Annotated in this window: 28 protein-coding genes; 18 read left to right on the plus strand and 10 right to left on the minus strand. The window is 67.2% G+C overall.

What is annotated here, in order from left to right; translation table 11 throughout:
- Positions 1-26: 26 nt before the first annotated feature.
- The 4 genes from DI606_RS08660 to aroQ form a co-directional block, all read right to left on the minus strand.
- The gene (locus tag DI606_RS08660; RefSeq protein ID WP_293981659.1) at positions 27-371 is read right to left on the minus strand and encodes an arsenate reductase family protein; all 345 of its coding nucleotides are present in this window, start codon (positions 369-371) and stop codon (positions 27-29) included.
- Complete coding sequence (gene accC / locus DI606_RS08665) at positions 368-1,720, minus strand: acetyl-CoA carboxylase biotin carboxylase subunit (RefSeq protein WP_293981660.1); 1,353 nt, start codon at positions 1,718-1,720, stop codon at positions 368-370. Before accC ends, DI606_RS08660 begins: the two co-directional genes overlap by 4 nt.
- Positions 1,721-1,734: 14 nt before the next feature.
- Positions 1,735-2,217, minus strand: a complete 483-nt coding sequence (gene accB / locus DI606_RS08670; protein ID WP_293981661.1) for an acetyl-CoA carboxylase biotin carboxyl carrier protein — start codon at positions 2,215-2,217, stop codon at positions 1,735-1,737.
- Positions 2,218-2,310: 93 nt separating this feature from the next.
- A complete protein-coding gene (aroQ, locus tag DI606_RS08675; RefSeq protein ID WP_293981663.1) occupies positions 2,311-2,751 on the minus strand; it encodes a type II 3-dehydroquinate dehydratase in 441 nt (146 codons plus the stop codon).
- A gap of 115 nt (positions 2,752-2,866) precedes the next feature.
- On the opposite strand from aroQ, the gene thiS reads away from it, so the two are divergent.
- The 9 genes from thiS (at position 2,867) to DI606_RS08720 (ending at position 12,537) form a co-directional block, all read left to right on the plus strand.
- Positions 2,867-3,868: a sulfur carrier protein ThiS gene (gene thiS / locus DI606_RS08680; RefSeq protein ID WP_293981665.1), complete on the plus strand. Its 1,002-nt coding sequence runs from the start codon at positions 2,867-2,869 to the stop codon at positions 3,866-3,868.
- Positions 3,869-3,959: 91 nt separating this feature from the next.
- Entirely contained in the window at positions 3,960-4,670 is a 711-nt protein-coding gene (locus tag DI606_RS08685; protein ID WP_293981667.1) for a CoA transferase subunit A, read from the plus strand.
- Positions 4,670-5,545, plus strand: a complete 876-nt coding sequence (locus tag DI606_RS08690) for an HAD family acid phosphatase (RefSeq protein ID WP_293981670.1) — start codon at positions 4,670-4,672, stop codon at positions 5,543-5,545. Before DI606_RS08685 ends, DI606_RS08690 begins: the two co-directional genes overlap by 1 nt.
- Positions 5,545-6,180, plus strand: coding sequence for a CoA transferase subunit B (locus tag DI606_RS08695; protein WP_293981673.1), 636 nt, complete (start codon positions 5,545-5,547; stop codon positions 6,178-6,180). Before DI606_RS08690 ends, DI606_RS08695 begins: the two co-directional genes overlap by 1 nt.
- A gap of 9 nt (positions 6,181-6,189) precedes the next feature.
- Positions 6,190-6,639 (plus strand): HIT family protein, encoded by a 450-nt coding sequence (locus tag DI606_RS08700; RefSeq protein ID WP_293981675.1) that lies wholly within the window; start codon positions 6,190-6,192, stop codon positions 6,637-6,639.
- Between the two features lie 42 nt (positions 6,640-6,681).
- On the plus strand, positions 6,682-7,974 hold the full coding sequence (locus DI606_RS08705) for a glycosyltransferase family 1 protein (protein WP_293981678.1): 1,293 nt from the start codon (positions 6,682-6,684) through the stop codon (positions 7,972-7,974).
- Positions 7,971-9,596 (plus strand): beta-3-deoxy-D-manno-oct-2-ulosonic acid transferase, encoded by a 1,626-nt coding sequence (locus tag DI606_RS08710; RefSeq protein ID WP_293981680.1) that lies wholly within the window; start codon positions 7,971-7,973, stop codon positions 9,594-9,596. Before DI606_RS08705 ends, DI606_RS08710 begins: the two co-directional genes overlap by 4 nt.
- Positions 9,589-10,872 carry a capsular biosynthesis protein gene (locus DI606_RS08715; protein ID WP_293981683.1) on the plus strand — a complete coding sequence of 428 codons (1,284 nt, stop codon included), beginning with the start codon at positions 9,589-9,591 and terminating at the stop codon, positions 10,870-10,872. The genes DI606_RS08710 and DI606_RS08715 overlap by 8 nt, the downstream gene beginning before the upstream one ends.
- A gap of 15 nt (positions 10,873-10,887) precedes the next feature.
- Positions 10,888-12,537, plus strand: coding sequence for a molybdopterin-dependent oxidoreductase (locus DI606_RS08720; protein WP_293981685.1), 1,650 nt, complete (start codon positions 10,888-10,890; stop codon positions 12,535-12,537).
- Here DI606_RS08720 and DI606_RS08725 read toward each other — a convergent pair.
- Together DI606_RS08725 and DI606_RS08730 are read right to left on the minus strand one after the other, a co-directional pair.
- Positions 12,513-13,685 carry a glycosyltransferase gene (locus DI606_RS08725; RefSeq protein WP_293981687.1) on the minus strand — a complete coding sequence of 391 codons (1,173 nt, stop codon included), beginning with the start codon at positions 13,683-13,685 and terminating at the stop codon, positions 12,513-12,515. The two genes, DI606_RS08720 and DI606_RS08725, sit on opposite strands and share 25 nt — an antisense overlap.
- A 61-nt stretch (positions 13,686-13,746) precedes the next feature.
- Positions 13,747-14,310 carry a helix-turn-helix transcriptional regulator gene (locus DI606_RS08730; protein WP_293981689.1) on the minus strand — a complete coding sequence of 188 codons (564 nt, stop codon included), beginning with the start codon at positions 14,308-14,310 and terminating at the stop codon, positions 13,747-13,749.
- A gap of 90 nt (positions 14,311-14,400) precedes the next feature.
- Between DI606_RS08730 and DI606_RS08735 the strand changes: the two genes are divergently transcribed.
- Positions 14,401-14,862, plus strand: a complete 462-nt coding sequence (locus DI606_RS08735) for a DUF6456 domain-containing protein (RefSeq protein ID WP_293981692.1) — start codon at positions 14,401-14,403, stop codon at positions 14,860-14,862.
- A 7-nt stretch (positions 14,863-14,869) separates the two neighbouring features.
- Here the strand turns inward: DI606_RS08735 and DI606_RS08740 are convergent, their stop codons facing one another.
- Genes DI606_RS08740 through DI606_RS08755 form a run of 4 tightly spaced genes read right to left on the minus strand, consistent with a single transcriptional unit; the run spans position 14,870 to position 17,485 of the window.
- A complete protein-coding gene (locus DI606_RS08740; RefSeq protein WP_293981696.1) occupies positions 14,870-15,412 on the minus strand; it encodes an NUDIX hydrolase in 543 nt (180 codons plus the stop codon).
- Positions 15,409-16,086 (minus strand): hypothetical protein, encoded by a 678-nt coding sequence (locus DI606_RS08745; protein WP_293981698.1) that lies wholly within the window; start codon positions 16,084-16,086, stop codon positions 15,409-15,411. The genes DI606_RS08740 and DI606_RS08745 overlap by 4 nt, the downstream gene beginning before the upstream one ends.
- Positions 16,086-16,877, minus strand: coding sequence for a TPM domain-containing protein (locus tag DI606_RS08750; RefSeq protein WP_293981700.1), 792 nt, complete (start codon positions 16,875-16,877; stop codon positions 16,086-16,088). Before DI606_RS08750 ends, DI606_RS08745 begins: the two co-directional genes overlap by 1 nt.
- Before the next feature lie 8 nt (positions 16,878-16,885).
- Positions 16,886-17,485 carry a LemA family protein gene (locus DI606_RS08755; protein WP_293981703.1) on the minus strand — a complete coding sequence of 200 codons (600 nt, stop codon included), beginning with the start codon at positions 17,483-17,485 and terminating at the stop codon, positions 16,886-16,888.
- A gap of 104 nt (positions 17,486-17,589) precedes the next feature.
- Between DI606_RS08755 and mscL the strand changes: the two genes are divergently transcribed.
- The 8 genes from mscL to DI606_RS08795 all read left to right on the plus strand — a co-directional run bounded on the left by mscL (position 17,590) and on the right by DI606_RS08795 (position 24,678).
- Positions 17,590-18,030, plus strand: coding sequence for a large conductance mechanosensitive channel protein MscL (gene mscL / locus DI606_RS08760; protein WP_293981706.1), 441 nt, complete (start codon positions 17,590-17,592; stop codon positions 18,028-18,030).
- Between the two features lie 145 nt (positions 18,031-18,175).
- Positions 18,176-18,451 (plus strand): hypothetical protein, encoded by a 276-nt coding sequence (locus DI606_RS08765; protein WP_293981733.1) that lies wholly within the window; start codon positions 18,176-18,178, stop codon positions 18,449-18,451.
- 158 nt (positions 18,452-18,609) lie between these two features.
- The gene (locus tag DI606_RS08770) at positions 18,610-20,976 is read left to right on the plus strand and encodes a chemotaxis protein CheW (RefSeq protein ID WP_293981709.1); all 2,367 of its coding nucleotides are present in this window, start codon (positions 18,610-18,612) and stop codon (positions 20,974-20,976) included.
- A 13-nt stretch (positions 20,977-20,989) separates the two neighbouring features.
- Positions 20,990-21,427, plus strand: a complete 438-nt coding sequence (locus tag DI606_RS08775) for a chemotaxis protein CheW (protein ID WP_293981736.1) — start codon at positions 20,990-20,992, stop codon at positions 21,425-21,427.
- A gap of 81 nt (positions 21,428-21,508) precedes the next feature.
- Positions 21,509-21,874: a response regulator gene (locus tag DI606_RS08780; protein WP_293981712.1), complete on the plus strand. Its 366-nt coding sequence runs from the start codon at positions 21,509-21,511 to the stop codon at positions 21,872-21,874.
- Positions 21,875-21,913: 39 nt separating this feature from the next.
- Positions 21,914-22,996 carry a chemotaxis protein CheB gene (locus DI606_RS08785; RefSeq protein WP_293981715.1) on the plus strand — a complete coding sequence of 361 codons (1,083 nt, stop codon included), beginning with the start codon at positions 21,914-21,916 and terminating at the stop codon, positions 22,994-22,996.
- Positions 22,996-23,874: a CheR family methyltransferase gene (locus DI606_RS08790; protein WP_293981717.1), complete on the plus strand. Its 879-nt coding sequence runs from the start codon at positions 22,996-22,998 to the stop codon at positions 23,872-23,874. Before DI606_RS08785 ends, DI606_RS08790 begins: the two co-directional genes overlap by 1 nt.
- A gap of 105 nt (positions 23,875-23,979) precedes the next feature.
- Complete coding sequence (locus DI606_RS08795) at positions 23,980-24,678, plus strand: N-acetylmuramoyl-L-alanine amidase (protein WP_293981720.1); 699 nt, start codon at positions 23,980-23,982, stop codon at positions 24,676-24,678.
- The last annotated feature ends 140 nt before the right edge of the window (positions 24,679-24,818 follow it).

Below are 24,818 nucleotides of genomic sequence, written 5' to 3' on the forward strand. Positions count from 1 at the left end.
AACCCTTAGTTAGCTAACTAAGGGATTCACAAAATCTCGTGCACCTTGTCCTGCGGGCGGCAGAAGCGGACGCCCTTGTCGGTTTCCACGAAGGGCCGGTTCACATAGGCGGGGTTGGCGGCCATGGCGTCGAGGATGGCGTCCGCGTCCATGGCGGGCAGACCCTTTTCCTCCGCATCGGTGCCCATCGTGCGGATCGCTTCGACGGGCGTCAGCCCTGCGTCAGCGATCAGCTGCGCCAGCTTGTCGCGGCGATAGGGGGTTTTCAGATATTCGATCACCTCGACATCGACGCCCGGCGTCTCTTCCAGGATGGCCAGCGTCTTGCGCGAGGTGCCGCAGGCAGGATTGTGCCAGATGGTCGCTTTCATGCCGGGTCCTGCCGCGCCAGCCAGTCTTCCAGCCACTTGATCGTGTAGTTGCCGTCGAGGAAATCGGGGTCCTGCAACAGTGCCTGATGGAGGGGGATGGTGGTCTTCATCCCTTCGATCACATATTCCTCCAGCGCGCGGCGCAGGCGCATGATCGCGCCTTCGCGGGTGCGCCCGTAGACGATCAGCTTGCCGATCATGGAATCGTAATAGGGCGGCACCTTGTAGCCTTGATACAGGCCGCTATCGACGCGGACATGCATCCCGCCGGGCACGTGATAGCTGGTGACGGTGCCGGGCGACGGCGCGAAGGTGCGCGGGTCTTCGGCATTGATGCGGCATTCGATGGCGTGACCGGTGAAGCGGATGTCTTCCTGCGCCACTGAAAGCGGACGCCCTTCGGCGACGCGGATCTGTTCGCGCACAAGGTCGAGGCCGGTGATCATTTCCGTCACCGGATGTTCGACCTGAAGCCGGGTGTTCATTTCGATGAAGTAGAATTCGCCGTTTTCCCACAGGAATTCGATGGTGCCCGCCCCGCGATAGCCCATGTCGGCCATCGCCTTGGCGCAAACGCCGCCGATCCGTTCGCGCTCGGCCTGGCTGAGCACGGGGGAGGGCGCTTCCTCCAGCACCTTCTGGTGACGGCGTTGGAGCGAGCAGTCGCGTTCGCCCAGATGGATGGCGTTGCCGTTGCCGTCGCCGAACACCTGGATTTCGATATGGCGCGGGTTGCCGAGATATTTTTCGATATAGACGGTGGCGTCGCCGAAGGCGGCCTTCGCTTCGGACCCGGCCTGCTGCATCAGGGTTTCGAGAGTGTCGGGCGAGGTGCAGACCTTCATGCCGCGTCCGCCGCCGCCCGATGCCGCCTTGATGATGACGGGATAGCCCGCCTTTTCCGCGATCGCGCGCGCTTCCTCGATATCGCTGACCGCGCCGTCCGATCCGGGGACGAGCGGCAGGCCGAGCGCGCCTGCGGTGCGCTTGGCCTCGATCTTGTCGCCCATCGTGCGGATATGTTCGGGCTTGGGGCCGACGAACTTGATGCCATGGGCTTCGACGATCTCGGCGAACTTGGCGTTTTCGCTGAGGAAGCCGTAGCCCGGATGGATGGCGTCCGCGCCGGAAATTTCAGCCGCGGAGATGATCGCCGCGACGTTCAGATAGCTGTCCCTGGCGGCGGGCGGCCCGATGCAGATCGCTTCGTCGGCGAGGCGCACATGCATCGCGTCGGCGTCGGCGGTGGAATGCACCGCGACCGTCTTGATCCCCATTTCGTGACAGGCGCGGTGGATGCGGAGCGCGATCTCGCCGCGGTTGGCGATCAGCAGCTTTTCGATGGCCATGGGTCCGGGCGGCCTTATTCGATCACGATCAGCGGCTGGTCATATTCGACCGGCTGGCCGTTATCGACCAGGATCGCCTTGACCGTTCCCGATGTGGGAGCGGGGATGGCGTTCATGACCTTCATCGCCTCGACGATCAGGATGGTGTCGCCGGCTTTCACCTGCGATCCGACGCGCGAGAACGGCGCGGCGCCCGGTTCGGCGGCGAGGTAGGCTGTGCCCACGATCGGCGATTTGACGACCGTGCCGGAGGGTAGCGCGGCTTCGGCGCTGGCGGGGACCGGAGCGGCGACGGCGGCGGCGACAGGCGCGGCAGCCGGGGCGGGCGCATAGACGGCGGCGGGCGCGGCGGCGGCGGCCTTGCGCGCGACGCGGATCTTGCGGTCGCCGTCCTCCACCTCGATCTCGGTCAGGTTGGTGTCGTCGAGGAGGGCAGCGAGGTCGCGCACCAGCTGGACGTCAACCTGCATCGCGCCCTTGTCATGCTTGTCGTTCATGAGTGACCCTTGTTCGATAAATCGCTTCGTTGCGGCCAGCGCCTAGGCAGTTTTACGCCAAAGCGCAACTTTCGCGCGTCAGGGCGACCCGCCTCACAGCTCCAGCGCGGCTTCGAGCGCGAGCATGTAGGACAGCGGCCCGAAACCCGCGACGGTGCCCTTCGCTGCCATGCCGACATAGGATTTGTGGCGGAATTCCTCGCGCTTGTGGGGATTGGACAGGTGGATTTCGATGACCGGCACGGCAATCGACTTGATGGCGTCGTGCAGCGCGACCGAGGTGTGGGTGAGGCCGCCTGGATTGAGGAGGACAGCGTGCGCGCCCTCCGCATGGGCTTCGTGCAGCCAGTCGATGAGGTGGCCTTCATGGTTGGACTGGCGAAAGTCGATCTCCACATGGGCGCGGCCCGCCGCATCGTCCATCCGCCCGGCGATGTCGTCGAGCGTGTCGTAGCCGTAGATGTCCGGCTCCCGCGTGCCCAGCAGGTTGAGGTTGGGGCCGTTCAGGACATAGATTTTGCGCATGTCGGTCAAGGCGGACCCCCTTATACGGTTGCGATGGGGACCGGGCGACCCCTATATGCCCACGATCCTTAGCCCTTCGTGTCCGGCCAAGTCGAGACACCTTCTTCGTCCGGGACCTGCAATCGTGAGCATAGACGGCACCATCTCCATCCGCATCAACGGCGAGCATCGCCGCGTCCGCGACGGCCTGACACTGGCTGAACTGGCGAGCGAACTGGGCTTCAAGCCCGAAAAGGTCGCGGTGGAGCGCAATCTGGCGGTGGTGCCGCGTTCCACGCTGGCGGTCGTGCGGGTCGAGGATGGCGACGAGCTGGAAATCGTGCATTTTGTGGGCGGCGGCGACCACCCGGTCGCGGGAGACGACAGCTGGACCGTGGCGGGCCGCACGTTCCGCTCGCGCCTGATCGTGGGCACGGGAAAATACAAGAGCTTCGAGCAGAATGCGGCGGCGCTCGCGGCGTCGGGCGCGGAAATCGTCACGGTGGCGGTGCGGCGCGTGAATGTGAGCGATCCTCATGCGCCGATGTTGACCGACTATATCGACCCTAAGAAGGTCACCTACCTTCCCAACACGGCGGGATGTTTCACAGGCGAGGACGCGATCCGCACGCTGCGCCTGGCGCGCGAGGCGGGGGGATGGGATCTGGTGAAGCTGGAAGTGCTGGGCGAAGCGCGTACTCTATATCCCGACATGGTGGAAACGCTGCGCGCGACCGAGATTCTGGCCAAGGAAGGCTTCAAGCCCATGGTCTATTGCGTCGACGATCCCATTGCGGCGAAGCGGCTGGAGGATGCGGGCGCGGTGGCGATCATGCCCCTGGGCGCGCCGATCGGATCGGGGCTGGGCATCCAGAACCGCGTGACCATCCGCCTGATCGTGGAAGGGACGAGCCTGCCCGTGCTGGTCGATGCGGGCGTGGGCACGGCGTCGGAAGCGGCGCAGGCAATGGAGCTGGGCTGCACCGGCGTCCTTATGAATACCGCCATCGCCGAAGCGAAGGACCCGGTGCTGATGGCCGCGGCGATGAAGGCGGGCGTGGAAGCGGGTCGCATGGCCTATCGCGCCGGGCGGATGGGCAAGCGGCTCTATGCCGATCCCTCCAGCCCGCTTGCAGGACTCATCTGACGGCGATCGTTCGATTTTTCGCGTCGCAGCAAATTGACCGACCCATCGTGCCTGCTTATGGCGGTCGGCGAAACGGACGAGGAGGCAGGCGATGGTGAACAAGCTCTATCCTAATGCGGCGGCGGCGCTGGAGGGCCTTCTGTTCGACGGAATGCACCTGTGCGCGGGCGGTTTTGGCCTGTGCGGCATTCCCGAACGCCTGATCGACGCGATCCGCGATTCGGGCGTCAAGGACCTCGTCATCGCGTCCAACAACGCCGGCATCGACGGCGAGGGGCTGGGCAAGCTGCTGCGGACGCGGCAGGTCAGGAAGATGATTTCCTCCTATGTCGGCGAGAACAAGGAGTTCGAGCGGCAGTATCTGGCAGGCGAACTGGAGGTCGAGTTCTGCCCGCAGGGGACGCTCGCCGAACGGTGCCGCGCGGGCGGCGCGGGGATTCCCGGATTCTACACCAAGACCGGCGTCGGCACGCAGGTGGCCGAGGGCAAGGAAGTGAAGACGTTCGACGGGCAGGATTACATCCTGGAACGCGGCATCTTCGCCGATGTCGCGATCGTCAAGGGGTGGAAGGCCGACGAGAGCGGCAACCTCATCTTCCGCAAGACCGCGCGCAATTTCAATCAGCCGATGGCGACCGCCGCGAAAATCTGCGTCGCGGAGGTCGAGGAAGTGGTGCCGACCGGCAGCCTCGACCCCGACGCCATCCACCTGCCCGGCATTTACGTGAAGCGCATGATCGTGGGCGCGCCCTACGACAAGAAGATCGAATTCCGCACGACCCGCCCGCGCGAGGCGGCGTGATGCGGCGTGCCGCCGTTGCGGCCGTCGCTCTCGCCGGACTGTCCGCCTGCGCGCAGACGCCGCCGGTCGCTACGCGCGCGGCTGTGCCCGCCGATCCGCCGGCGGGGATGCAATATCTTTACGGATCGGGTGAAGCCTCCGCCCTGTCGGTGCAGGCGTGGCAGGCGCTCACCGCCTATGTCGGCGACCGGATCAAGGCGCGGCCCGCCCAGTCGGTGGTGCTGGCCGAGGGCGCATCGCTCGTCACGCCGTCTTTCGTGCCGTGCGGGGCGAAGCCCTATGCCGCCGTCTTCGATGTGGACGAGACGGTGATGCTCAACATCGGCTTCGAATATCATGACGCGCGCACCGGCAAGGGCTGGAACGCCGCCGACTGGGACCGGTGGGAAAAGACCGGCGAAGGCGCGGTCGCGGCGGTTCCGGGTGCGGCGGAGGGCGTGGCGCGGCTGCGGGGGATGGGCGTCGAGGTCATCTTCAACACCAACCGCGCCGCCGCCAACGCCGATGCCACGGCACGCGCGATCAAGGCCGCGGGGCTGGGCGAGGCGGTGCACGGGCAGACGCTCTACCTTGCGGGCGACGACGGGCAGGGCAGCCGCAAGGATGGCCGCCGCGCGGCTATCGCCGCCAAATATTGCGTGCTGGCGCTGGGCGGCGACCAGCTGGGCGATTTTTCCGACCTGTTCAACCTGGGCGGCCAGCCGGTGCCCGCGCGCCGCGCGCTGACGGTCGGAACGCCGGTATCGACACTGTGGGGGCGCGGCTGGTTCGTGCTGCCCAACCCCGTTTACGGCACCGCTCTCAAGGGCGGATATGACGATGTGTTTCCGATGGACAAGAGGTGGGACATGCCCGCCGGTGGAGGGAAGAACTGATGCCCTGGACTCGTGACGAAATGGCCGCGCGCGCGGCGAAGGAATTGCAGGACGGCTTCTATGTGAACCTGGGCATCGGCATCCCGACGCTGGTGGCGAACCATATCCCGGCGGGGGTCGAGGTGACGCTCCAGTCCGAAAACGGGATGCTGGGCATCGGCCCCTTCCCCTTCGAGGGCGAAGAGGACGCCGACCTGATCAATGCGGGCAAGCAGACGATCAGCGAACTGCCGCAGTCGGCCTATTTCTCGTCCGCCGACAGCTTCGCCATGATCCGGGGCGGGCATATCGACCTGACCGTGCTGGGCGCGATGGAAGTCGCGGAAAACGGCGATATCGCCAACTGGATGATCCCCGGCAAGATGATCAAGGGCATGGGCGGCGCGATGGACCTCGTCGCGGGCGTCAAGAAGATCATCGTCGTGATGGAGCACACCGCCAAGGACGGCAGCCCCAAATTCATTCCGGCCTGCACGCTGCCGCTGACCGGCAAGAATGTCGTGGACATGATCGTCACCGACCTGTGCGTGTTCCAGCGGGCGGACCATGACAGTCCGTTCCGCCTCGTAGAATGCGCGCCCGGCGTGACGGCGGAGGAAGTCGCTGCTAAGACGAGCGCCCATTATATCAGCTAGGGCGCGTGCATGAGCCTCGACGGCATTTACGATGAGGGCAATGTCTTTGCCCTCATCCTTCAGGGAAAGATCCCTTCGACCACCTTGTACGAGGATGCGCACACGCTGTCCTTCCTTGACATCATGCCGCAGACGAAGGGCCATGCACTGGTCATTTCCAAATGGTCGAAGGCGCGCAACCTGCTGGAGATGGAGGATGACGCCATCGCGCAGGTGATGGCGAGCGCCAAGACGGTGGCGACCGCGATCCGGCAGGCTTTGCGGCCCGACGGTATCCAGATCGCGCAGTTCAACGGCGCCCCCGCCGGGCAGACCATCTTCCACATGCATGTCCATATCCTGCCCCGCTGGTCGGGCGACCCCACCGGCTTCATGCCCCACGGGCAGGGCGGGCAGGGCGGGCAGGCGGACCCGGCACAGCTTGCCGCGCTGGCGCAAGAGATACGCGCATACCTCTGATGCGGGATTTCGTTGCGGCTGCCCCGTGCCACGGGGCCTGACATGGCATTGCGTCCCTTCAACGCGCCCGGCGCGCGGCTGGCTCTGCGCACCAAGCGGCGCGCCGACAGCCTGACCGCGAGCGCGGGGGAGAGCGAGGTCATCCTCGACATGTCGCGGCTGCTTTCGCGCGCCTTCCATCCCTCGCCCACAGGGATCGACCGGGTCGAGTATGTCTATGCCCGCGAACTGCTGGACCGGATGCCCGACCGTCTGGCCTTTGCCGCCGTGCACCCGGCGGGCGGCTATTACGGGCGGCTGAGCAGCGCGGCGGTGCGCCAGTTCCTGGCGTTCACCGCCGCCAAATGGCGCAACGCGGACCAGGCGGACTTGCGCGAGGGCAAGTCGGTGATCCGGCACATGTTCGCCACTCGCCCGCGCCCGGTGCCGCGCCCTACCCGCCCGCGCATCTACCTGCAGGTGTCGCCCCATCATCTGGACGACCATGCACAGGTCGGCGCGATATTGCGGGCGGAGGGGGCGAAGTTCGTGACGCTGGTGCACGATGTCATTCCGCTGAGCCATCCCGAATATGCCCGCCCGCAGGGCGCGACCGACCATGCCAGGCGGGTGCGCACCATCGACCGTTATGCCGCGGGGATCATCGGCAACAGCCAGGCGACGCTCGACGCGCTCGCGCCGCACCTGTCGCGCGGTCTGGACGACCGGATGGTGCGGGTCGCGCATTTCGGGGCCGACGCCCCCGACATTTTCGGCACCGTCGGCGAGACGCTGCCCGAACGGCCCTATTTCGTCTATATTTCGACCATCGAGCCGCGCAAGAATCACCTGCTGCTGCTCAATGTCTGGCGGCGGTTGGTCGAGACGCTGGGCGATGCCGCGCCGGTGCTGGTGCTGATCGGGCGGCGCGGCTGGGAGAATGAGAATGTCGTTGACATCCTCGAACGCGGCGAAATCCTGCGCGGTCATGTGATCGAGGCGGGCGAGGTGTCGGACGCGCGGATGCAGGCGCTGACGGCGGGCGCGCGGGCGATGCTGATGCCCTCCTTCGTCGAAGGGTTCGGAATGCCGGTGGTCGAGGCGCTGGCGGCGGGCGTGCCGGTGATCTGTAGCGACATCACCGCCCATCGCGAGGTCGGCGGAGATGCGCCCGACTATATCGATCCGCTCGACGGTCTCGGATGGATGCGCGCCGTCGAAGCCTATGTCCCTGCCGATTCGCCGCAGCGCGCGGCGCAGGTCGCGCGGATGGCGGGATGGCGCGCGCCGACCTGGCGCGGCTATTTCGATATCGTGACGGATTTGCTGGACGAGATGCAGGCGAGCTTCGCGTGACGCCCGCGCTGCCTTTCCTCCGATCCCCGCCCTTTCCCGGCGTGTCCGCCGATATTGCGGCGATCAGCGTTGCGGGTGAGGAGAGCGTGCCGGTATCCGACGCGCTGCTCGACCGCATCGCGTGGGAACGGGTGGGGGGATGCTTCTGGGGCGCGCCGCCCAAGGGCATACGGGTTGTCGTCGGCAGCGACGTCCCTGTCCCGGTCACAGGGGATTGGGGAGAGGCGATGGAGCATATCGGCATCCTGCCGGGCGCCAAGGCACTGCCGCGCAAGGGGCGCAGCCTGCCGCGCGATTGCGACCTGTGGGCGCTGGTCGGCGGGGCGCAAAGCGTCCATGCGGGCCCCGATGAAGAGGTTGCGCTGATCGCCGGACTGCTTGGCGTGCCCGTGACCGGTCCCGACGGCGCGCCGATCCCGGCGACAGAATTGCGTGTCGAGGCGGCGCGGCGGATCGGTGCGGCCCGCTATCGCGATTGCTTTACCGGCGAACCGATCGGGGCGGAAGCGGCCGTCGACATCCTGTCCGATTGGCGGCGGCACATGGACGACAATCGCGGTCTGTCCGCCGCGAGCGGCATGGCATTCTGGAAACGGGATGCGATGACGCGCCTGTTGTGGGACGGCCATCGCGCACCGCCCTTCCTGTCGGCGCGGCGCGGGCTGCGCCGGGCGGGGCGGGAGCGGGGCACGCTGGCGATCTGGCCCAGCCGTGTGCCTGCGACGCTGCGCGCCGATGCGGCGCGAGCGGGCATTCCGGTCGCGCGGGTCGAGGACGGGTTTCTGCGGTCCAAGGGGCTGGGCGCGGCGCTCCATCCGCCCGGGTCGGTCGTGGTGGACCGCAGCGGCATCTATTATGACGCGCAGGGGCCGAGCGACCTTGAAACGCTGCTGGCGACGCGGGATTTCACGCCGGACGTGAGAGCGCGCGCCAAGGCGCTGCGCGAGCGACTGTGCGCGTCGGGCGTCACCAAATATGGGCGCGGAGCGGGGCATATGATCGACCTGCCCAAGGGACGGCGCACGGTGCTGGCGGTGGGGCAGGTGGACGACGACCTGTCGGTGCGGCTGGGCGGGGCGGGTGTTGCCGGCAACCTCGACTTTCTGACCCGCGTGCGCGCCGCCGAACCGGACGCCTGGATCGTCTACCGCCCGCATCCCGACGTGCAGGCGGGATTGCGCAAGGGGCATGTGGCTGATGCGGCGGTCCTGTCTCACGCCGACGCCATCGACATGGGGTCTCCTCTCATGGATCTGGTGCAGGCGGTGGACGACGTGCATGTGCTATCTTCGCTCACCGGGTTCGAGGCGCTGATGCGCGGGTGCAGTGTCACGGTGCACGGGATGCCCTTCTACGCCGGGTGGGGGCTGACACGCGACCTTGCACCGCCCTGCCCGCGCCGGGGGCGGATCCTGGATATAGATGCGCTTGTCGCGGGGGCCTTGATTCTCTATCCACGCTATGTCGATCCGGTGACAGGGCTCGCATGTGGTCCCGAGTTGATGGCGGAACGAATTGCGCATGGTCCGGCGCCGACGGCAAACTGGCTGATCCGGCTGCGGACCTTGCAGGGTAGAGTGCGAAGATTTATGACCTTGTCGGCCGAGCGAGCCCATGGCTGAGATGCGTTGCAAGACCTTCCTGTTTTTGCAGGGGCCGCACGGGCCGTTCTTTTCGATGCTGGCCGAAGCGTTGCGGGCGCAGGGCCACGCCGCGCTGCGCATCAACATCAACGGCGGCGACAAGGTCGACTGGCCCGGCGAGGGGGCGGTCGACTATCGCGGGACGTTGAGCGACTGGCCGCTCTATTTCGACGATTTCGTGGTCAACCATGGCGTCACCGACCTGATCCTCTACGGCGATTGCCGCCCTTATCACGCATCGGCGCACGGCATGGCGCGGCTGCGCGGCCTGCGCGTCCATGTGATGGAGGAAGGCTATATCCGGCCCGACTTCATGACGTTGCAAGATGACGGCGTGAACGGCAATTCCACCCTGCCGCTCGACCCGCAATGGTATCGCGATCAGGCCAGGGGCCTGCCGCCGTTCCGCATCGATACGACGCCCATCCCGTCGACCTTTCGCCAGCGTGCGCGCAATACGATGCGCAACGGCCTGGCTGCCATCGCGATGGGTCTTTATTTCCCGCACTATCGCACGCATCGCCCGCACAGCATGGTGGCCGAATCGGTCGGTTGGTTCCGCAAGCTGTCTGGCCGTCATGCCGAGCGGCGGCGGTCTGCGGACACATGGGCGGCGGTGCGGGACGAAGCGTTCTTCGCCTTGCCGCTGCAACTCAATTCCGATTATCAGATCCGCGTCCATTCCCCCTTCGGCGACATGCGCGCGGCGCTGCGTTTCGTGATCAAGAGCTTTGCCCATCACGCACCGGCGCACACGCATCTGGTGGTGAAGCGCCACCCGCTCGACGCGGGGCTCGTGGGCTGGCGGCGGCTGACCGAGAAGCTCGCGCGTCGGTACGGCGTGGCGGACCGGGTCGCTTATCTCGCGGACTGGGATATCGCCGATGTTGTCGACCGCTCGCTGGGCGTGGTGACGGTGAACAGCACGGTGGGCACGCTGGCGCTCAATTGCGGCAAGCCGGTCGCGGTCATGGGCCATGCCGTCTACAAGGTGCCCGGCGTCGTGCACGGTGGGCCGCTCGACGATTTCTGGTCGAAGCCGCAGGCACCCGACCGCGAGCTTTACGAATGTTTCCGGCAGGTACTGGCGGATCGCTGCCTGATCCGGGGCGGCCTTTTGAGCGAAGTCGGCCTCAGCATGCTGATCGACAATGCGCTGCCGCGCCTGACCGCCGACAAGGGCGGCGCGTCGGGATCGGGCGAGGGCGGGCCGCTATCGCAGAAGGCGTGGAAAGTCGTCGCTGCGGCGGAATAGCGCCATGCGACTGTCATGACCATCGTCCGCGCGCAATGCGGCCAATGCGCCGTGGGCTGCGGCATTCGCGCGGTGGTGCGCGAAGGGCGTGGGCTTTCCATCGAGGGCGACCGGCAGCATCCGGCGAACATGGGCGCGCTGTGCGACCGGGTGGCAGCGCTCGATGCGCAGGCGGGGACGCTGGAGGGCCGGTTGGTCGCTCCCCATGTCGCGGGACGGCCGCAGCGCTGGGACCGGGCCGTCGCGCTCACCGTCAAACGCCTGACGCAGATTGCGGCACGGCATGGGCCGGGATCGGTGGCGCTGCATGTCGGGGCGGGCGTGGTGACGGAGGATCTTTACGTCGCGAACAAGCTCATGAAGGGCTTTTTCGGGTCCGCTCATATCCATGCGCCCGGCGCTGGCGCTGGCGGAGGCGCAGCGGCGCAGCGCATCGGCTTTGGCGAGGATGTGACGCCCGCGACCGGCGAGCATATCGACCGGGCGGACATCGTTCTGATCGTCGGTTTCGATCCGGCGCAAAGCCACCCCGTCCTTATGGAGCGGATCGCCGCAGCGAGGCATGACCGGGATGCGCGGGTGATCGCGCTGACACCCGCTTTCGGGGGCGAGGGCGCGTGCGACCTCCATGTCGCGGCATCGGCGCAGGATGCGGCGCTGCTGATCGAGGGATTGCTGCTGCATTGCCGGTACGCGGGGCTGATCGACGAGGGGTGGCTGCGCGATCATGTCACGGTGCCCGACGATTTCTGGACGAAGCTGCGCCCGGGACGGGATCTGTGGTCGCTGGCGCGGCGGTGCGGGATGGCGGTCGCCGACCTGCGCGCGCTGTTCGACCGGTGGGGGCGCACCCCCGCCGCCGTGACGCTTTATCCGCAGGAGGATGCGGCGCTGGCGGCGGCGGTCGGCAATTTGCATATCGCAACCGGGCGGATCGGCGGGCACGATGCCGCACCCTTTCCGGTGCCTGCGAGCGCGCACGCCATGGCATTGCGCGAAGTCGGATGCGTGGCGCAGGACCTGGCGGCGCATCGCGGCTTCGATGCGCCGTCCCGTACGCAGGTGGCGCGATTCTGGGGCGCGCGGACCATGGCGCAGGAGCCGGGGCTGGAGGGCGACGCCCTGCTCGACGCAATGGCGGACGGGCGGGTCAAGGCACTGTGGAGCATCGGCGAGGCGGGCGGCGACGCCGACTGGCTGGCGGAAGCGCGTGCGCGGGTGCCCTTCAGCATCCGGTCGACGTCCCATGCGGGCGAGGACGGATGGAGCGTCGCCTTTCCATCCCCCCTGTGGGTGGAAAAGGACGGGACATTGACGGGTCTCGACCGCCTTATCAGCCGCCATCGCCGCCTGCTCGACCTGCCCGGCGAAGCGAGGCCGGACTGGTGGGCGATGACGAAGGTCGCGCAGGCGGCAGGCTGGGGCGATGCCTTTCATTATGAGCGCCCGGCGGAAATCTATCGCGAGCATGGGCGGTTGACCGCCTATGGCAATGACGGGACGCGGGTGCTGAACCTCAAGCGGCACGCGCCGATCTCGAACCCCGCCTATGACGAGTTGACGCCGTGGCGCTGGGGCGAGGTACCGTTTGCCGGGGGACGGTTCGCGAGCGAGGACGGACGCGCGCGGCTGATCCCGCCTCAGGAGGTGGCGGCGATCGCCTGAAGATGCGCAAGCAGCGTGTCGCCGTTCGCCTCCCAGGTGAAACGCAGCGCGGCGGCGCGCACCGCCTGCGGCGACGGCGGATCGTCGAGCGTCGCGCGAATGGCGTCGGCGATGGCCTGCGGGTCGCGATCCACGATGCGGCCCGCCTCCGGGCGGTCGATCAGCTCGCGCGCGCCGCCCACATCGCTGATGACGATCGGCGTGCCGCAGGCCAGCGCTTCGACCCAGGCGTTCGCCAGCCCCTCCGATTCGGAGGGTAGTGCCATCACGTCGGCGGCGGCGAAGATGCGCGGCAGCTTGTGATGGGGGACGGAACCGAGGAAGCCGATGCGGCGCTCCACCCCCAGGTCCTGCGCCAGATTTTCCAGCGTGCGGCGATAGGCGCCCTGCCCGGCGAGCAGCAACGTCACGTCCGGCAGCATCGGCAGCGCGCGCACCAGCAGATCCTGCCCCTTGCGCGGGATCAGCGCGCCGACGCACAGTACGACCGGGCCGCTGAACCCCAGCGCGGCCTTGGCCGCTTCGCGATCGCTCAGTTCGAAGGTGTCGAGATCGACGCCGGTATAATGGACGCGGATCTTGCCGCCATCGATGCCCATGCGCTCCATCGACCGCTTCATCGCGCCCGATACGGCGAGCAGGCCGGCCGCCCCGTCCGCCGCGCGGCGGACGAGTTTCCTCGTGCCCGGCTGCACCCCCCAATAATGGATGTCCGCGCCGCGCGCCTTTACCGAATAAGGGATGCCGAGCGCCTTGGAGAGCCGCTGCGCCACCGGGCCGTCGGGAAAGAAGAAGCTGGCGTCGATCGCGTCGAAGGGTCGCTCCGCGTGAAGCCGCTTGACCAGCGGCAGGATCGCGCGGGTCATCGCCCCCACATTGCGGGCGCGGCCGAATTTGGGGATGAGCGTGAAGATGGGGCGGTAGACGGTCAGTTCGCGCCAGCGCTCCTTGCGCGGCAGCGCGCGCAACGGGGCATAGCGTCCGGCGCGCGACAGGGGCCATGGCGGAAGGCCGACCGGCGCGATGACGGTTACGTCGGCCTGCTCCCGGCTCGCCAGTTCGCGCGCCTGCCTTTCCACGAACACGCCGAAATTGGGTCGGCTGATGTCGGGGAACAGCGTCGATAGCATCAGGATGTTGAGCGCCATGGTCCCTCTCCTCTACCCGCGCGGGCTTTAGCAAAACGTTACGGCGGCGACACGCTCGTGGCTAGAGCCGTCGGACGAGTTGCACCGCGACGGCGGCCCAGGGCGGGTCGGTCAGCACCAGCTGGCGCGCGCCCGATCCCAGCGGCAGGATTTGAAGCCGGTCGCCTTCGCGCCCGATGAGGCGACCGAAGAGGAAACGGCCTGCGGGCCGGGGAAAGAGGATGTCGCGGTTGAGCATCGCGCCGAAATCGGCAGGCGCGATGCGGCGGCACCAGATGGCGTCGCCGCTGCGATAGTCGCCGATGCTGGCGCTGACGTGGATGCCAACCATGCCGTCCGATCCGACCGGTGCGGGGAAGGACAGCGGGCGGGTGGGCGCGCGCACGCCATCGGGGCCGAGCAGGGCGGCGACCGGCACGTCGGCCTGCCCCGGCAATGCGACCAGTTCGGCGCTGGTGACGCCGAGCGCGCTGGCGATGCGATTGAGCCATTTCACCGATACGGTGCGCGTCCCTGTCTCCAGCCGCCCGATCGTCTGCGCCGTGGTCGGCGGATCGCAAAGCGCACCCACTTGTTCGAGCGTCAAACCCTTGGCCTTGCGCACTTCGCGGATGCGAGTGATCATCGCTTCATCCTGAATAACCTATCTGGTTCATCCTTTCCTACAAAGCGGCGCGCGTGGCAAGCGCTTCGCTCAGAAGGAGCGAGGAACGGCATGGGTCACGCACAGCATATCGAACAGCAGATCGAAGGGCCGGACGGACGGATGCAGCGTGTCGCCGTCCATATCGGAGAATCGCCGCTCGCCTGGCTCCATGCGCGCGGCAAGCTCAGCGCGCGGCGCTATGCGGCGGGGGAAGCGCTGCGCCGCGACTGGGAACGGGCGCGACTGCGCGCGAAGGTGACGATGCACTGGGACGCGGCGCCTCGGCAGGGCGGGCGTAGTGCGGCGGCGGGGCGGCCGGACCCGACGCTGGCGCAAATGGCCGCGCGGGAAAGGTTCGACGGTGCGATCGCGGCGGCGGGGCCGGGGCTGTCCGATATCCTGTGGCGGGTCGCCTGCGCGGGCGAGGGGCTGAGCGCGGCGGAAAAGGCACTGGGCTGGCCGACCCGCGCGGCGAAACTGGTGCTCACGCTGGCGCTCGACCGGGTGGCGGACTGGTATCGGGTGCCGTGACCGGCGATCAGGCGATCATGCCGCCGCCGAGCAGCAACAACAGCTTCACGTCCATGGCGTAGCCATCCGCGCGCCACGCGGCGATCCGGTCGGAAAGAGTGGCGAGGGGGACGCGGTGGACGACGATATCCTCGTCCGCGACGCCGCCGCCTGCGCCGGTCTTGCTGAGGCCGTGGGCGCGGAAGAGCGTGAAGCTTTCCGACACCATGCCCGGCGAACTCCAGAAGGACCCGAGCGATTCGAGGCGGGCGGGGCGGTAGCCGGTTTCCTCCTCCAGCTCGCGCGCGGCGGCGACCTGCGCGTCCTCGCCCGCGTCCTCGTCACCGACGAGCCCTGCTGGCAGTTCGATGCAGCGACGGCCCAGCGGCACCCGATATTGATCGACCAGCAGGACGTGGCGGCCATCGTCCGCTTCGTCGATGGCGAGGATGACGGCGGCGTGGATGCCGCGCGCGCGACCCACAAATTCCCATGGGCCGCGCCGCTTCGCGGTGATGAAGCGGCCCTCCCACATCACTTCTTCCGGCGCGTCGCGCTGGTCATCGGTCATAGCTCGATCAACCTGTCGGGCAGTTCGTTGATGTCGTCCGCCTCGCGCGGGAAATGGTCGGCAAGGACGGTGCCGATTTGCGCGACGGCCTGCGCCATGCCCTCGCCCGGGCGCCCGTCGCGAATGGCGGTGACCAGCGCCGCCATGGCCTCGCCCCACACTTCGGGCGCGACCTTTGCATTGATCGCGCTGTCGGCGACGAGTTCGGCGCGATGTTCGTCGAGGCTGAGATACAGGAGGACGCCGGTGCGTCCGCGCGTGCGCGCCTCCGCTGCGGTACGGAACAGCAGGATGGCGCGGCGGCGTACGCGACGCGCCTTGGTCGCGCGCGGGGTCATCAGCATCCGCAACGGCATGATGGCGAGCAGGTAGCGCACGAACAGGAACTTGACGATGAGGAGGGCGAGCAAGCCCATCAGCAGCTTCCAGTCCGCCAGCTCATGCTCCCAATCGAGCAGCAGCATCGACAGGATCGCGCGCAGCTGCGCGGGGAAGGCGGCCATGAGTGCCAGCGCGACGAATACCGCCGCCGCCGCCCAGCTCAACCCCACATCATGATAGTTGTCGGACCGTCGCGCGACGATCGTGACGATCTCCCCCGAAGTGCGAGATTCCGCTGCGGTGACGGCGGTCGTCACCAGATCGCGGTCGGCAGGCGTCAGGCGCATCGCCATCACCAGTCCCCCGACGCGCCGCCGCCGCCGAAGCTGCCGCCGCCCGAAAAGCCGCCCCCGCCAAGGCCGCCACCGTCGCCGCCGCCCCAACCGCCGCCGGACCCCCATCCCGACCCGAGGCCGGGGCCCCAGATGACGATGGGTCCGGCCCCGCCGCTGCCATAGCGTCGTCCGCCACGGGCACGGGACAGGAGCGGGAGCGCCACGAAGAAGACGACGAAGAGAATGATCCAGAAGGCGACGATGCCGCCGCCGCCGCTGTCCCTGCTTCGTTCTTCCCGTTCGGCCTTGGCCGCCTGTTGCCGGGCCTGGTCGGGAGGAAGGGCCAGGAGCGTCGTGATGGCGTCCACTCCCGCATCGATGCCGCCCGCCATGTCGCCAGCCTTGAAGCGGGGAGCGATGGCGTTGCGCACGATCTGAGAGGACAGGGCGTCGGTCAGGATGCCTTCGAGGCCATAGCCGACCTCGATCCGCACCTTGCGCTCCGACGGGGCCACGATCAGCAGCGCGCCGTTGCTGTCCTTGTCGCCGATACCCCAGGCGCGCCCCAGCCGATAGCCATAGTCGGCGATGTCATAGCCCTGAAGGTCGGGGATGGTGGCGACCACCAGCGACCGCCCGCTCGCCCGCTTTTGCGCGATGAGCTTTTGGCTGAGCGCTTGTTCCTGCTGCGGGGTGAGCAGGTTGGCCGCATCGACCACCCCTGCATCGTCGAACTTGGGAAAGCTCTGCGCCCACGCCGCCGGAATGAACAGCAGCAGCGCGAGGGCAAGGAGCAGACGGCGTAGCACGGGCGGGGTCAGTTGCCGAAGTCGACCTTCGGCGCCTCCTCCGCGCCCGGCGTCGTCGCCTGGAACGGGGTCATGGGCTTGGCCCCGTGGATCAGCTTCGCGCCGATGGCGTCGGGGAAGGTGCGGATACGGGTGTTATAGGCCTGCACGGCTTCGTTATAATCGCGGATCGACACGGCGATGCGGTTTTCCGTCCCTTCCAGCTGCGACTGGAGTTGGAGGAAATTCTCGTTCGTCTTGAGGTCGGGATAGGCTTCGGCAGTGGCGAGCAAGCGGCCCAGGCCCTGGCTCAGTTGCGCCTGCGCCTGCTGATATTGCGCGACCTTTGCAGGATCGTTCAGGTCGGCTGCGTTGATCTGGACGGAGGACGCCTTCGCGCGCGCTTCGGTCACGCGGGTCAGCGTTTCCTGCTCCTGCTTGCCCGCCGCCTTCACCGTGGCGACGAGATTGCCGATGAGGTTGGACCGGCGCTGATATTGCGCCTGCACGTCCGCCCACTTGGCCTTGGCGGCTTCCTCGGCGGTGGGCACGCTGTTGATGCCGCAGGCGGAAAGCGCCAAGGCTCCCATCAGCGGCAGGAAAATGGACGAGAGGCGGCGCAAGAGCATGGAAGGATCCCCGGCTTTGTTTCGCGCATGAAATAGGGCGTTGCCCCGAACCGCGCAACGGGCCATCCTGACATTATTGAACGGCTTCAGGGGATAGCACGCAGATGGGACTGATTTCCGAATTCAAGACCTTCATCAATCGCGGCAACGTGATGGACCTGGCGGTCGGTGTCATCATCGGCGGCGCCTTCGCCACGATCACCAAGTCGCTGACCGACGACGTCATCATGCCGGCGATCGGCTTCCTGTTCGGCGGCGTCGATTTTTCGCGCTACTTCATCCGGCTGGGCAGCATTCCTGCCGGGTTCAAGGGCAACCCGGAAAGCTATGCCGACCTGAAATCCGCAGGGGTCGCCATGCTGGGATGGGGGCAGTTCCTGACGGTACTGGTGAATTTCGTCATCCTAGCCTTCATCATTTTCTTGCTGGTGAAAGGCGTCAATCGCCTGACCCGCAAGCAGGAAGCCGACGCGACCGCCGCCCCCGCGCCGACGCCGGAAGACATCGTCCTGTTGCGGGAGATCCGGGACTCGCTTAAAAAATAATCGTTTTTGCGACGAAACGAGTGTGCGCCGGGAACCATCTTTGATACGACCGGTTGATGGGCGTCAGGGTTCGGGACAGCGTCATTGCCGGTCGAGCCCGGTGCCGATACGTCAGCCCCAGGGGGCGCAAACAGGAGAATACGCCGTGAAAACTTTCGTCACTGTCCTTGGCCTTGCCAGCATGGTCGCACTCGCAGCTTGCGATTCCAAGCAGGAAAACAAGGTCGAGAACGCTTACGAGAACAAGGCGGACGCCCTCGAAAACCAGGCCGACAACATGGAATCGATGGCTGACAACCTGAGCGGCAACGCCGCCGCCGCCGCCGAGAACACCGCCGACAAGCTCGAGAACAAGGCCGACGCCACGCGCGAAGCCGGCGAAAAGGCCGAAGACGCCGTCGAAAAGGCCGAAAAGAAGTAAGCCAGTCCCTTACCGGACCGGAGAAGGCGCTGCGAGCGATCGCGGCGCCTTTTTTCATGGCAGGCCGCGGCGACATCAGTTCGGCTCCGACGCCTTTAACGGGGCTTTAACCACAGCCCGCCCATGGTGCCCCCGCGCGCATCCATGGGACCGGCTAAATGGACGAACTGCTTCAGGAATTCATATCGGAAACGCAGGAGACGCTGGAGGCCCTGGCCGGGGAAGTCGTCGCCTGGGAAGCCGATCCGGATGACCGAGACCGGCTGGATGCGATCTTTCGATTCTTCCATACGGTGAAGGGCAGTTGCGGCTTCCTCAACCTCCCGCGTTTCGAGCGGTTGAGCCATGCGGCCGAGGATGTGCTGTCGGAAATCCGCGCGGGCAATCGCGAGGCGGATGCCGCGACGGTGAGCGCGGTCCTGGGCGTCATGGACCGGATCGGCGAACTGGCCGAGGCGGTGTCGGCGGGCGCGGCGCTACCCAACGAGAATGACGACTTCCTGATCGGCGCGCTAAGCGCGCAGGCCGCGTCTGGCGACGCGGCGCATCCCACCGCGCCCGCCCCGGTCGCGGTCGCGCGCAGCGGCGGCGCGCAGAGCGGGCCGCGCACGATCCGCCTGCCGCTCAGCCTGATCGACCAGCTCATGAACGGCGTGTCCGACATGGTGCTGGCCCGCAACGAGATGTCGCGCAAATTGCGGGAGCGCACCGCTGACCCCGAACTCGACAATGTATTCGAGCGGCTGTCCACCTGCGTCGCGGACATGCGCGACGTGATTTCCAAGACGCGGATGCAGCGCGTCGACCGCCTGTTCGCCGCAATCCCGCGCATGGTGCGCGACCTTGGCCGCGACCTTGGCAAGCGGATCGACCTGACGCTGGAGGGCGGCGACGTCGAAATGGACCGCGAGATGGTGGAGATGGTCGTCGACCCGCTCACCCACATCGTGCGCAACAGCATCGACCACGGCATCGAAACGCCCGAGCGCCGCCGCGCCGTCGGCAAGCCGGAGGCGGGAAGCCTGCGCGTCGAAGCGCGCCAGTCGGGCAACCAGATCGTGATCGCCATCGCCGACGACGGCGCGGGTATCGATACGGCGCGGCTGGTGGAAAAGGCGGTCGCTGCCGGGCGGCTGACGCCCGACGCCGCTGCGCGCATGAGCGAGCCGGACAAGCTCGACCTTATTTTCCAGGCGGGGCTTTCGACCGCGTCGCAGGTGACGGCGGTGTCCGGCCGCGGCGTCGGCATGGACGTGGTGCGCGCCAATGTCGAACGCATCGGCGGCGTCATCGCGCTCGACAATCATCCGGGGCGGGGCCTCACCATCACGCTGCGCGTGCCGCTGACGCTGACGATCATTCCAGGACTCATCGTCAGGGCAGGCGGGCAGCATTTCGCGATTCCCCGCGCCGCCGTGGTCGAAATCCTGCACGACACCAACGAGACGCTGGACATCAGCACGGTCGGCGGCGCGAAGGTCGCGACCATCCGGTCAGTGCGCCATTCGATGATCGACCTGGAGGATGTGCTGGGCCTTGCGAAGTCCGATCAGGTCACGCCGCGCGCCATCATGGTGGTACGGTCGGCATCCGGCGTGCCGTTCGCCATGGGGGTTTGCGCGGTCGACAATCATGAGGAACTGGTGATCCGGCCCGCATCGCCGCTGGTGATGGCGAGCGGCGTCTATGCGGGCATGACGCTGCCCGACAATGGCAAGCCGATGCTGCTGCTCGACGCGGCGGGCCTTGCCAACGCGGCGCGGTTGCCCAACATCGCCGACGACCGCGCGGCGCGCCAGCAGGAGGAGCGCGAGGGCGCGACGAGCGGCGTCGAGATGGTCGCCGCGCTGCGGTTCGAGGAAGTGACAGGCGAACGGCGATTGCTGAAACTGTCGACGATCGAGCGGGTCGAGGATATCGACGCCGCCCTGTTCGGCCAGTCCGCCGGGCGCGCCTTCGTTCGGCTGGACGGGCGGCTGGTGCCGGTGGTGAACGGCCTGTCGCGCTTCGACCGGCCCAAGATATCGGCGCTGCGCCTGCGCGACGACCGGCGGGAGGCCTGCTACCCCGTGGCCGCGGTGCTCGACATCGTGCAGATGCCCGCCGTGCCCGACATGGTCGCGATGCACGGCATGTTGAGCGGCGTTTCGGTGATCGAGGGCGAGCATCTGGAGGTGCTCAATCCCTTTGCGCTGTTCGCCGCTTTGCCCGAGGAAATATCGGACGAACAGCCGCGCGGGCGCTGCCTGCTGGCCGATGGCGAAGATGGATGGACACGTGAGATCCTGGCCCCGCTGCTGCGGCAGGCGGGGCAGGAGGTTCTACTGGGCCTGCCCGCCGATGGCGAGGTCGGGCCGCAGGACGTGGTATTGTGCATGGACCCGGACGCTGCGCAGGCGGCCGAGGTCATGGGATGCCGCGTCGTCCAGTTGCGCGCGTCCCCGCGCCCGGCGGGACCGCAGGAGCGGGGCAGCATCTATCGCTACGACCAGGACGCGCTGATGGCGGCGATCGCGGGACGATGAGGGGCAGGCCATGATGAACAATCTCTATCTTCTCGCGACGCTGGCCGGAACGCGGATCGCCGTGGAAGCATGCGAGGTCGAGGCGGTGGTGCGGCTGGCCGAGATATCGCCGGTGCCGGGCATGGGGCCGCATGTGGCGGGGCTTTCCGCGCTGCGCAGCCGGGTGCTGACGATCATCGACGTGGCCGCGCTGATCCATGGCCGGGCGACTCCGGCGCAGGATCGCCACCTTGCCATCATCGCCAACATCAGCGGTCATAGTTATGGCCTGATGGTCGATGCGGTGTCCGACATCAGCCATGTGCCGGGCGGGGAAGTGCCGCTGCGTGGGCAATTGTCGCAGGCGTGGACGCCCCATGCGCGCGGGATCGTCGAACATGACGGCCATCCCTGGCTGCGCGTGTCGCTGGCCGCGTTCATCGAAGGAAACGGTCTGCCGCAAGCCGCGTGAACGCTGACCGTTCATTTACCAATTCCTCGGTATTGGGTCCTAAACCGGCTGAACAGCAAAGATAAATTCAAGGGACGCACCATGAAAAACTGCCTCGTCGTCGACGACTCGAAGGTGATCCGCAAAGTCGCGCGACACATATTGGAATCGCTGGACCTGACAGTCAGCGAGGCAGTGGACGGTCAGGACGCGTTGACCCAGTGCGAAGCGTCCGCGCCCGACGTGGTCCTGCTCGACTGGAACATGCCGGTGATGAGCGGGATGGAGTTCTTGGAGGCACTGGGCACGGCAAAAGTGACGGCGCGTCCCAAGATCATCTTCTGCACCACCGAAAACGGCATCAGCCATATCAAGGCCGCGGTCGAGGCCGGGGCCGACGAATATGTGATGAAGCCGTTCGACCGGGAGACGCTGGAAAGCAAGCTGGCCATCGTCGGTGTGATCTGACGGCCCGCGCCTGCCTGCCTTCGCATTGCTGGACCTGCCATGACCGTGAGCGCCCATCCCGTCCCCACCCTCCGCGACAGCCAGCCGCTCGTGCGCGCGCTGGTCGTGGACGATTCGGTGGTCGTGCGCACGGTGATGGAGCGCATCCTGAACGAGACGCCGGGTTTCGCCGCCGTGCACAAGGCGAGCAACGCCGAAACGGCGCTGGACTATCTGGTGCACCAGGATGTCGACCTCGTCCTGCTGGATATCGAGCTTCCCGGCCAGAGCGGGATGGTCGCGCTGCCGCAGATTCTCTCGATGCGTCCCGAAGCCAAGGTGGTCGTGCTGTCAGGCAGGTGCGAGGAAGGCAGCGCCGCCGCCGTCGAGGCGCTGGCGCTGGGCGCGAGCGACATTCTTTCGAAGCCTGGGAGCGGCAGTTTCGGCGAGCAGTTCCCCGACGAGCTGATAGGGCGGCTGGCGCGGCTGTTCGGCGACCGGCCCCTGCCGCCGGTGCCGGCAAAGCCGTCCAGGCCCATCGTGGCAACGCCTGCCGCCGAACCGATCGCCTGCCTTGGCATCGGCGCATCGACCGGCGGCATACATGCGCTGGGCCGGTTGCTGGGCGGGCTGACCGCGCCGCTGGGCGTTCCGGTGCTGCTGACGCAGCATCTGCCCGCCAGCTTCACCGTCTATTTCGCGCAGCAACTGGCCCGCATGACGCAGATGCGGGTCCAGGTGGCGCAGACCGGCGATCTGCTGGCGGCGGACACGCTCTATGTCGCGCCCGGCAACGCCAATCTTCAACTGCGGCGCGGGCTGCACGGGCGGGTGCATGTGGCGCTCAACGCCCAGCGGACGGCTTTTGGCAATCTGCCGGGAGTCGATCCCATGTTCTCCGCCATGGCCGACGCCTATGGCCCCGGCGCGGCGGGGATCGTGCTGACCGGCATGGGGCGGGACGGGACGGCGGGCGCGCGCGACATCGTGACGGCCGGCGGCTGGATCGTCGCGCAGGATGAAGCAAGCAGCGTGGTGTGGGGTATGCCGGGCTCGGTGGCGGGTGCCGGCCTTACCTGCGCGATCATGGAGCCGGGAGCGATGATGAATTACGTAGCGCAACGCGGGCGGGTGGCGGCCTGATGCCCGGCACGCAGGCCCCGTCCGACGCCTTTCGCGGCACCGCGCAGATCTTCACGCGCCTGCTGGAGGCGCGAACCGGGCAGACTTTGTCGGAAAGCCGCGCCTGGCGGATGGAAACCGCGCTGCGCCCGGTGCTGCGCACGAACGGTCTGCGCGATGTCGAGGAACTGGCATCGAAGATATTGAGCCGCCGCAACCCCGCGCTGGAGGATGCGGTCATCGACGCACTGCTCAACAACGAAAGCAGCTTTTTCCGCGACATCCAGATTTTCGACATGATCCATCACCATGTCCTGCCCCGCATTCGCGAGCAGCGGCAGGACCGCACGCTGCGCATATGGAGCGCGGGCTGTTCGACCGGGCAGGAAGCCTTTTCGCTGGCGATCCGCCTGCGTAACGAAGCGGCGCGCTGGGAAGGATGGCGGATCGAAATCCTGGCCACCGACATTTCCAACGCTGCGATCGAACAGGCGCAGAAAGGCCTGTTTTCGCAGATCGACGTGCAGCGCGGCCTTGCTGTCGGCGACCTCATCAAATGGTTCGCGCCCCAGGGCGACGACTGGCGCGCGAGTGACGAACTGCGCCGGATGATCGATTTCCGGCGGGACAATCTCTTCGATCCCAAAGCCCCCACGGGAGCTTACGACCTGCTGTTGTGCCGCAACGTGCTGCTTTATTTTTCGCCGGAGCGGCGCAGGGCGGTGCTGGACCTGCTGGCGCGGCACAGCCACGAACGCTCCGTCCTGCTGCTGGGCGCGGGCGAGACGGTGATCGGACAGGGCGACCGGTTCGCGCCCCACAGCGATCATCGCGGCGCCTATGCGGTCAAATCCCCTTTGCCCGATCGCGCGGAGGGCGCGGCGCTGCGCTTCGGCTAGGCCCTCGTGCCGCTTGATTGCGGCCTCTGTCTCCGCCATGGTCGGTTCATGCTCCGGCATGGGAGTGCTATCGATCGGGACACGGAAAGTGATTGGCCTATCGCGATGACCGACATTCCGATGATCGAGACGCCGTCTCCCAATTACGATGACCGCAGCCTGCCGATCACCATGCTGGTGCTGCACTATACCGGGATGCCGGATGCCGCGAGCGCGATCAACTGGCTCGCTAACTCCGAATCGAAGGTGTCGGCCCATTATGTCGTCACCGAGGATGGGCAGGTCATCCGCATGGTCGACGAGGCCCGGCGCGCGTGGCACGCGGGCCGGTCGCACTGGCGCGGCATCGATGACATCAACTCCGCCAGCATCGGCATAGAGATCGTCAATCCGGGTCACGAATGGGGCTATCGTCCCTTTCCCGAACCGCAGATGGGATCGCTGATCCCGCTGGTCCACGATATCGTCACGCGCCACCGCATCACGCGCGGCAACATCGTGGGGCACAGCGACGTCGCGCCCGCGCGCAAGCAGGACCCCGGCGAACTGTTTCCCTGGGGGCAGCTGGCGCGCCTGCGGCTGGCGTTGCCGCGTCCGACCCGGAATCTCATGGACCCGCACTGGACCGACAGCGGCTTCATGCTGGCGCTCGAACGGTTCGGATACGATATCGCCGATCCGCGCGCGGCGGTGGTCGCGTTCCAGCGGCGGTTCCGTCCCGAAAGCATCGACGGCGTGATCGACGGCGAATGCCGGGCGATCCTGCTCGCGCTGCTGCTGCCAAAGCCGCAGGGCGACGATTAAGCGGGATGACGCGGCGACCGAAGCACGCTATGGCCCCGTTCGCCAGAGGGCCGGGCGGCCGCGGCGTGGCGGGTAACTTCCACGGCGAGGAAAGTCCGGGCTCCACGAAATGACGGTGCCGGCTAACGGCCGGCTGGAGT

Origin of the sequence: Sphingobium sp., assembly GCF_003248505.1 — a bacterium.
Taxonomy (GTDB): domain Bacteria; phylum Pseudomonadota; class Alphaproteobacteria; order Sphingomonadales; family Sphingomonadaceae; genus Sphingobium.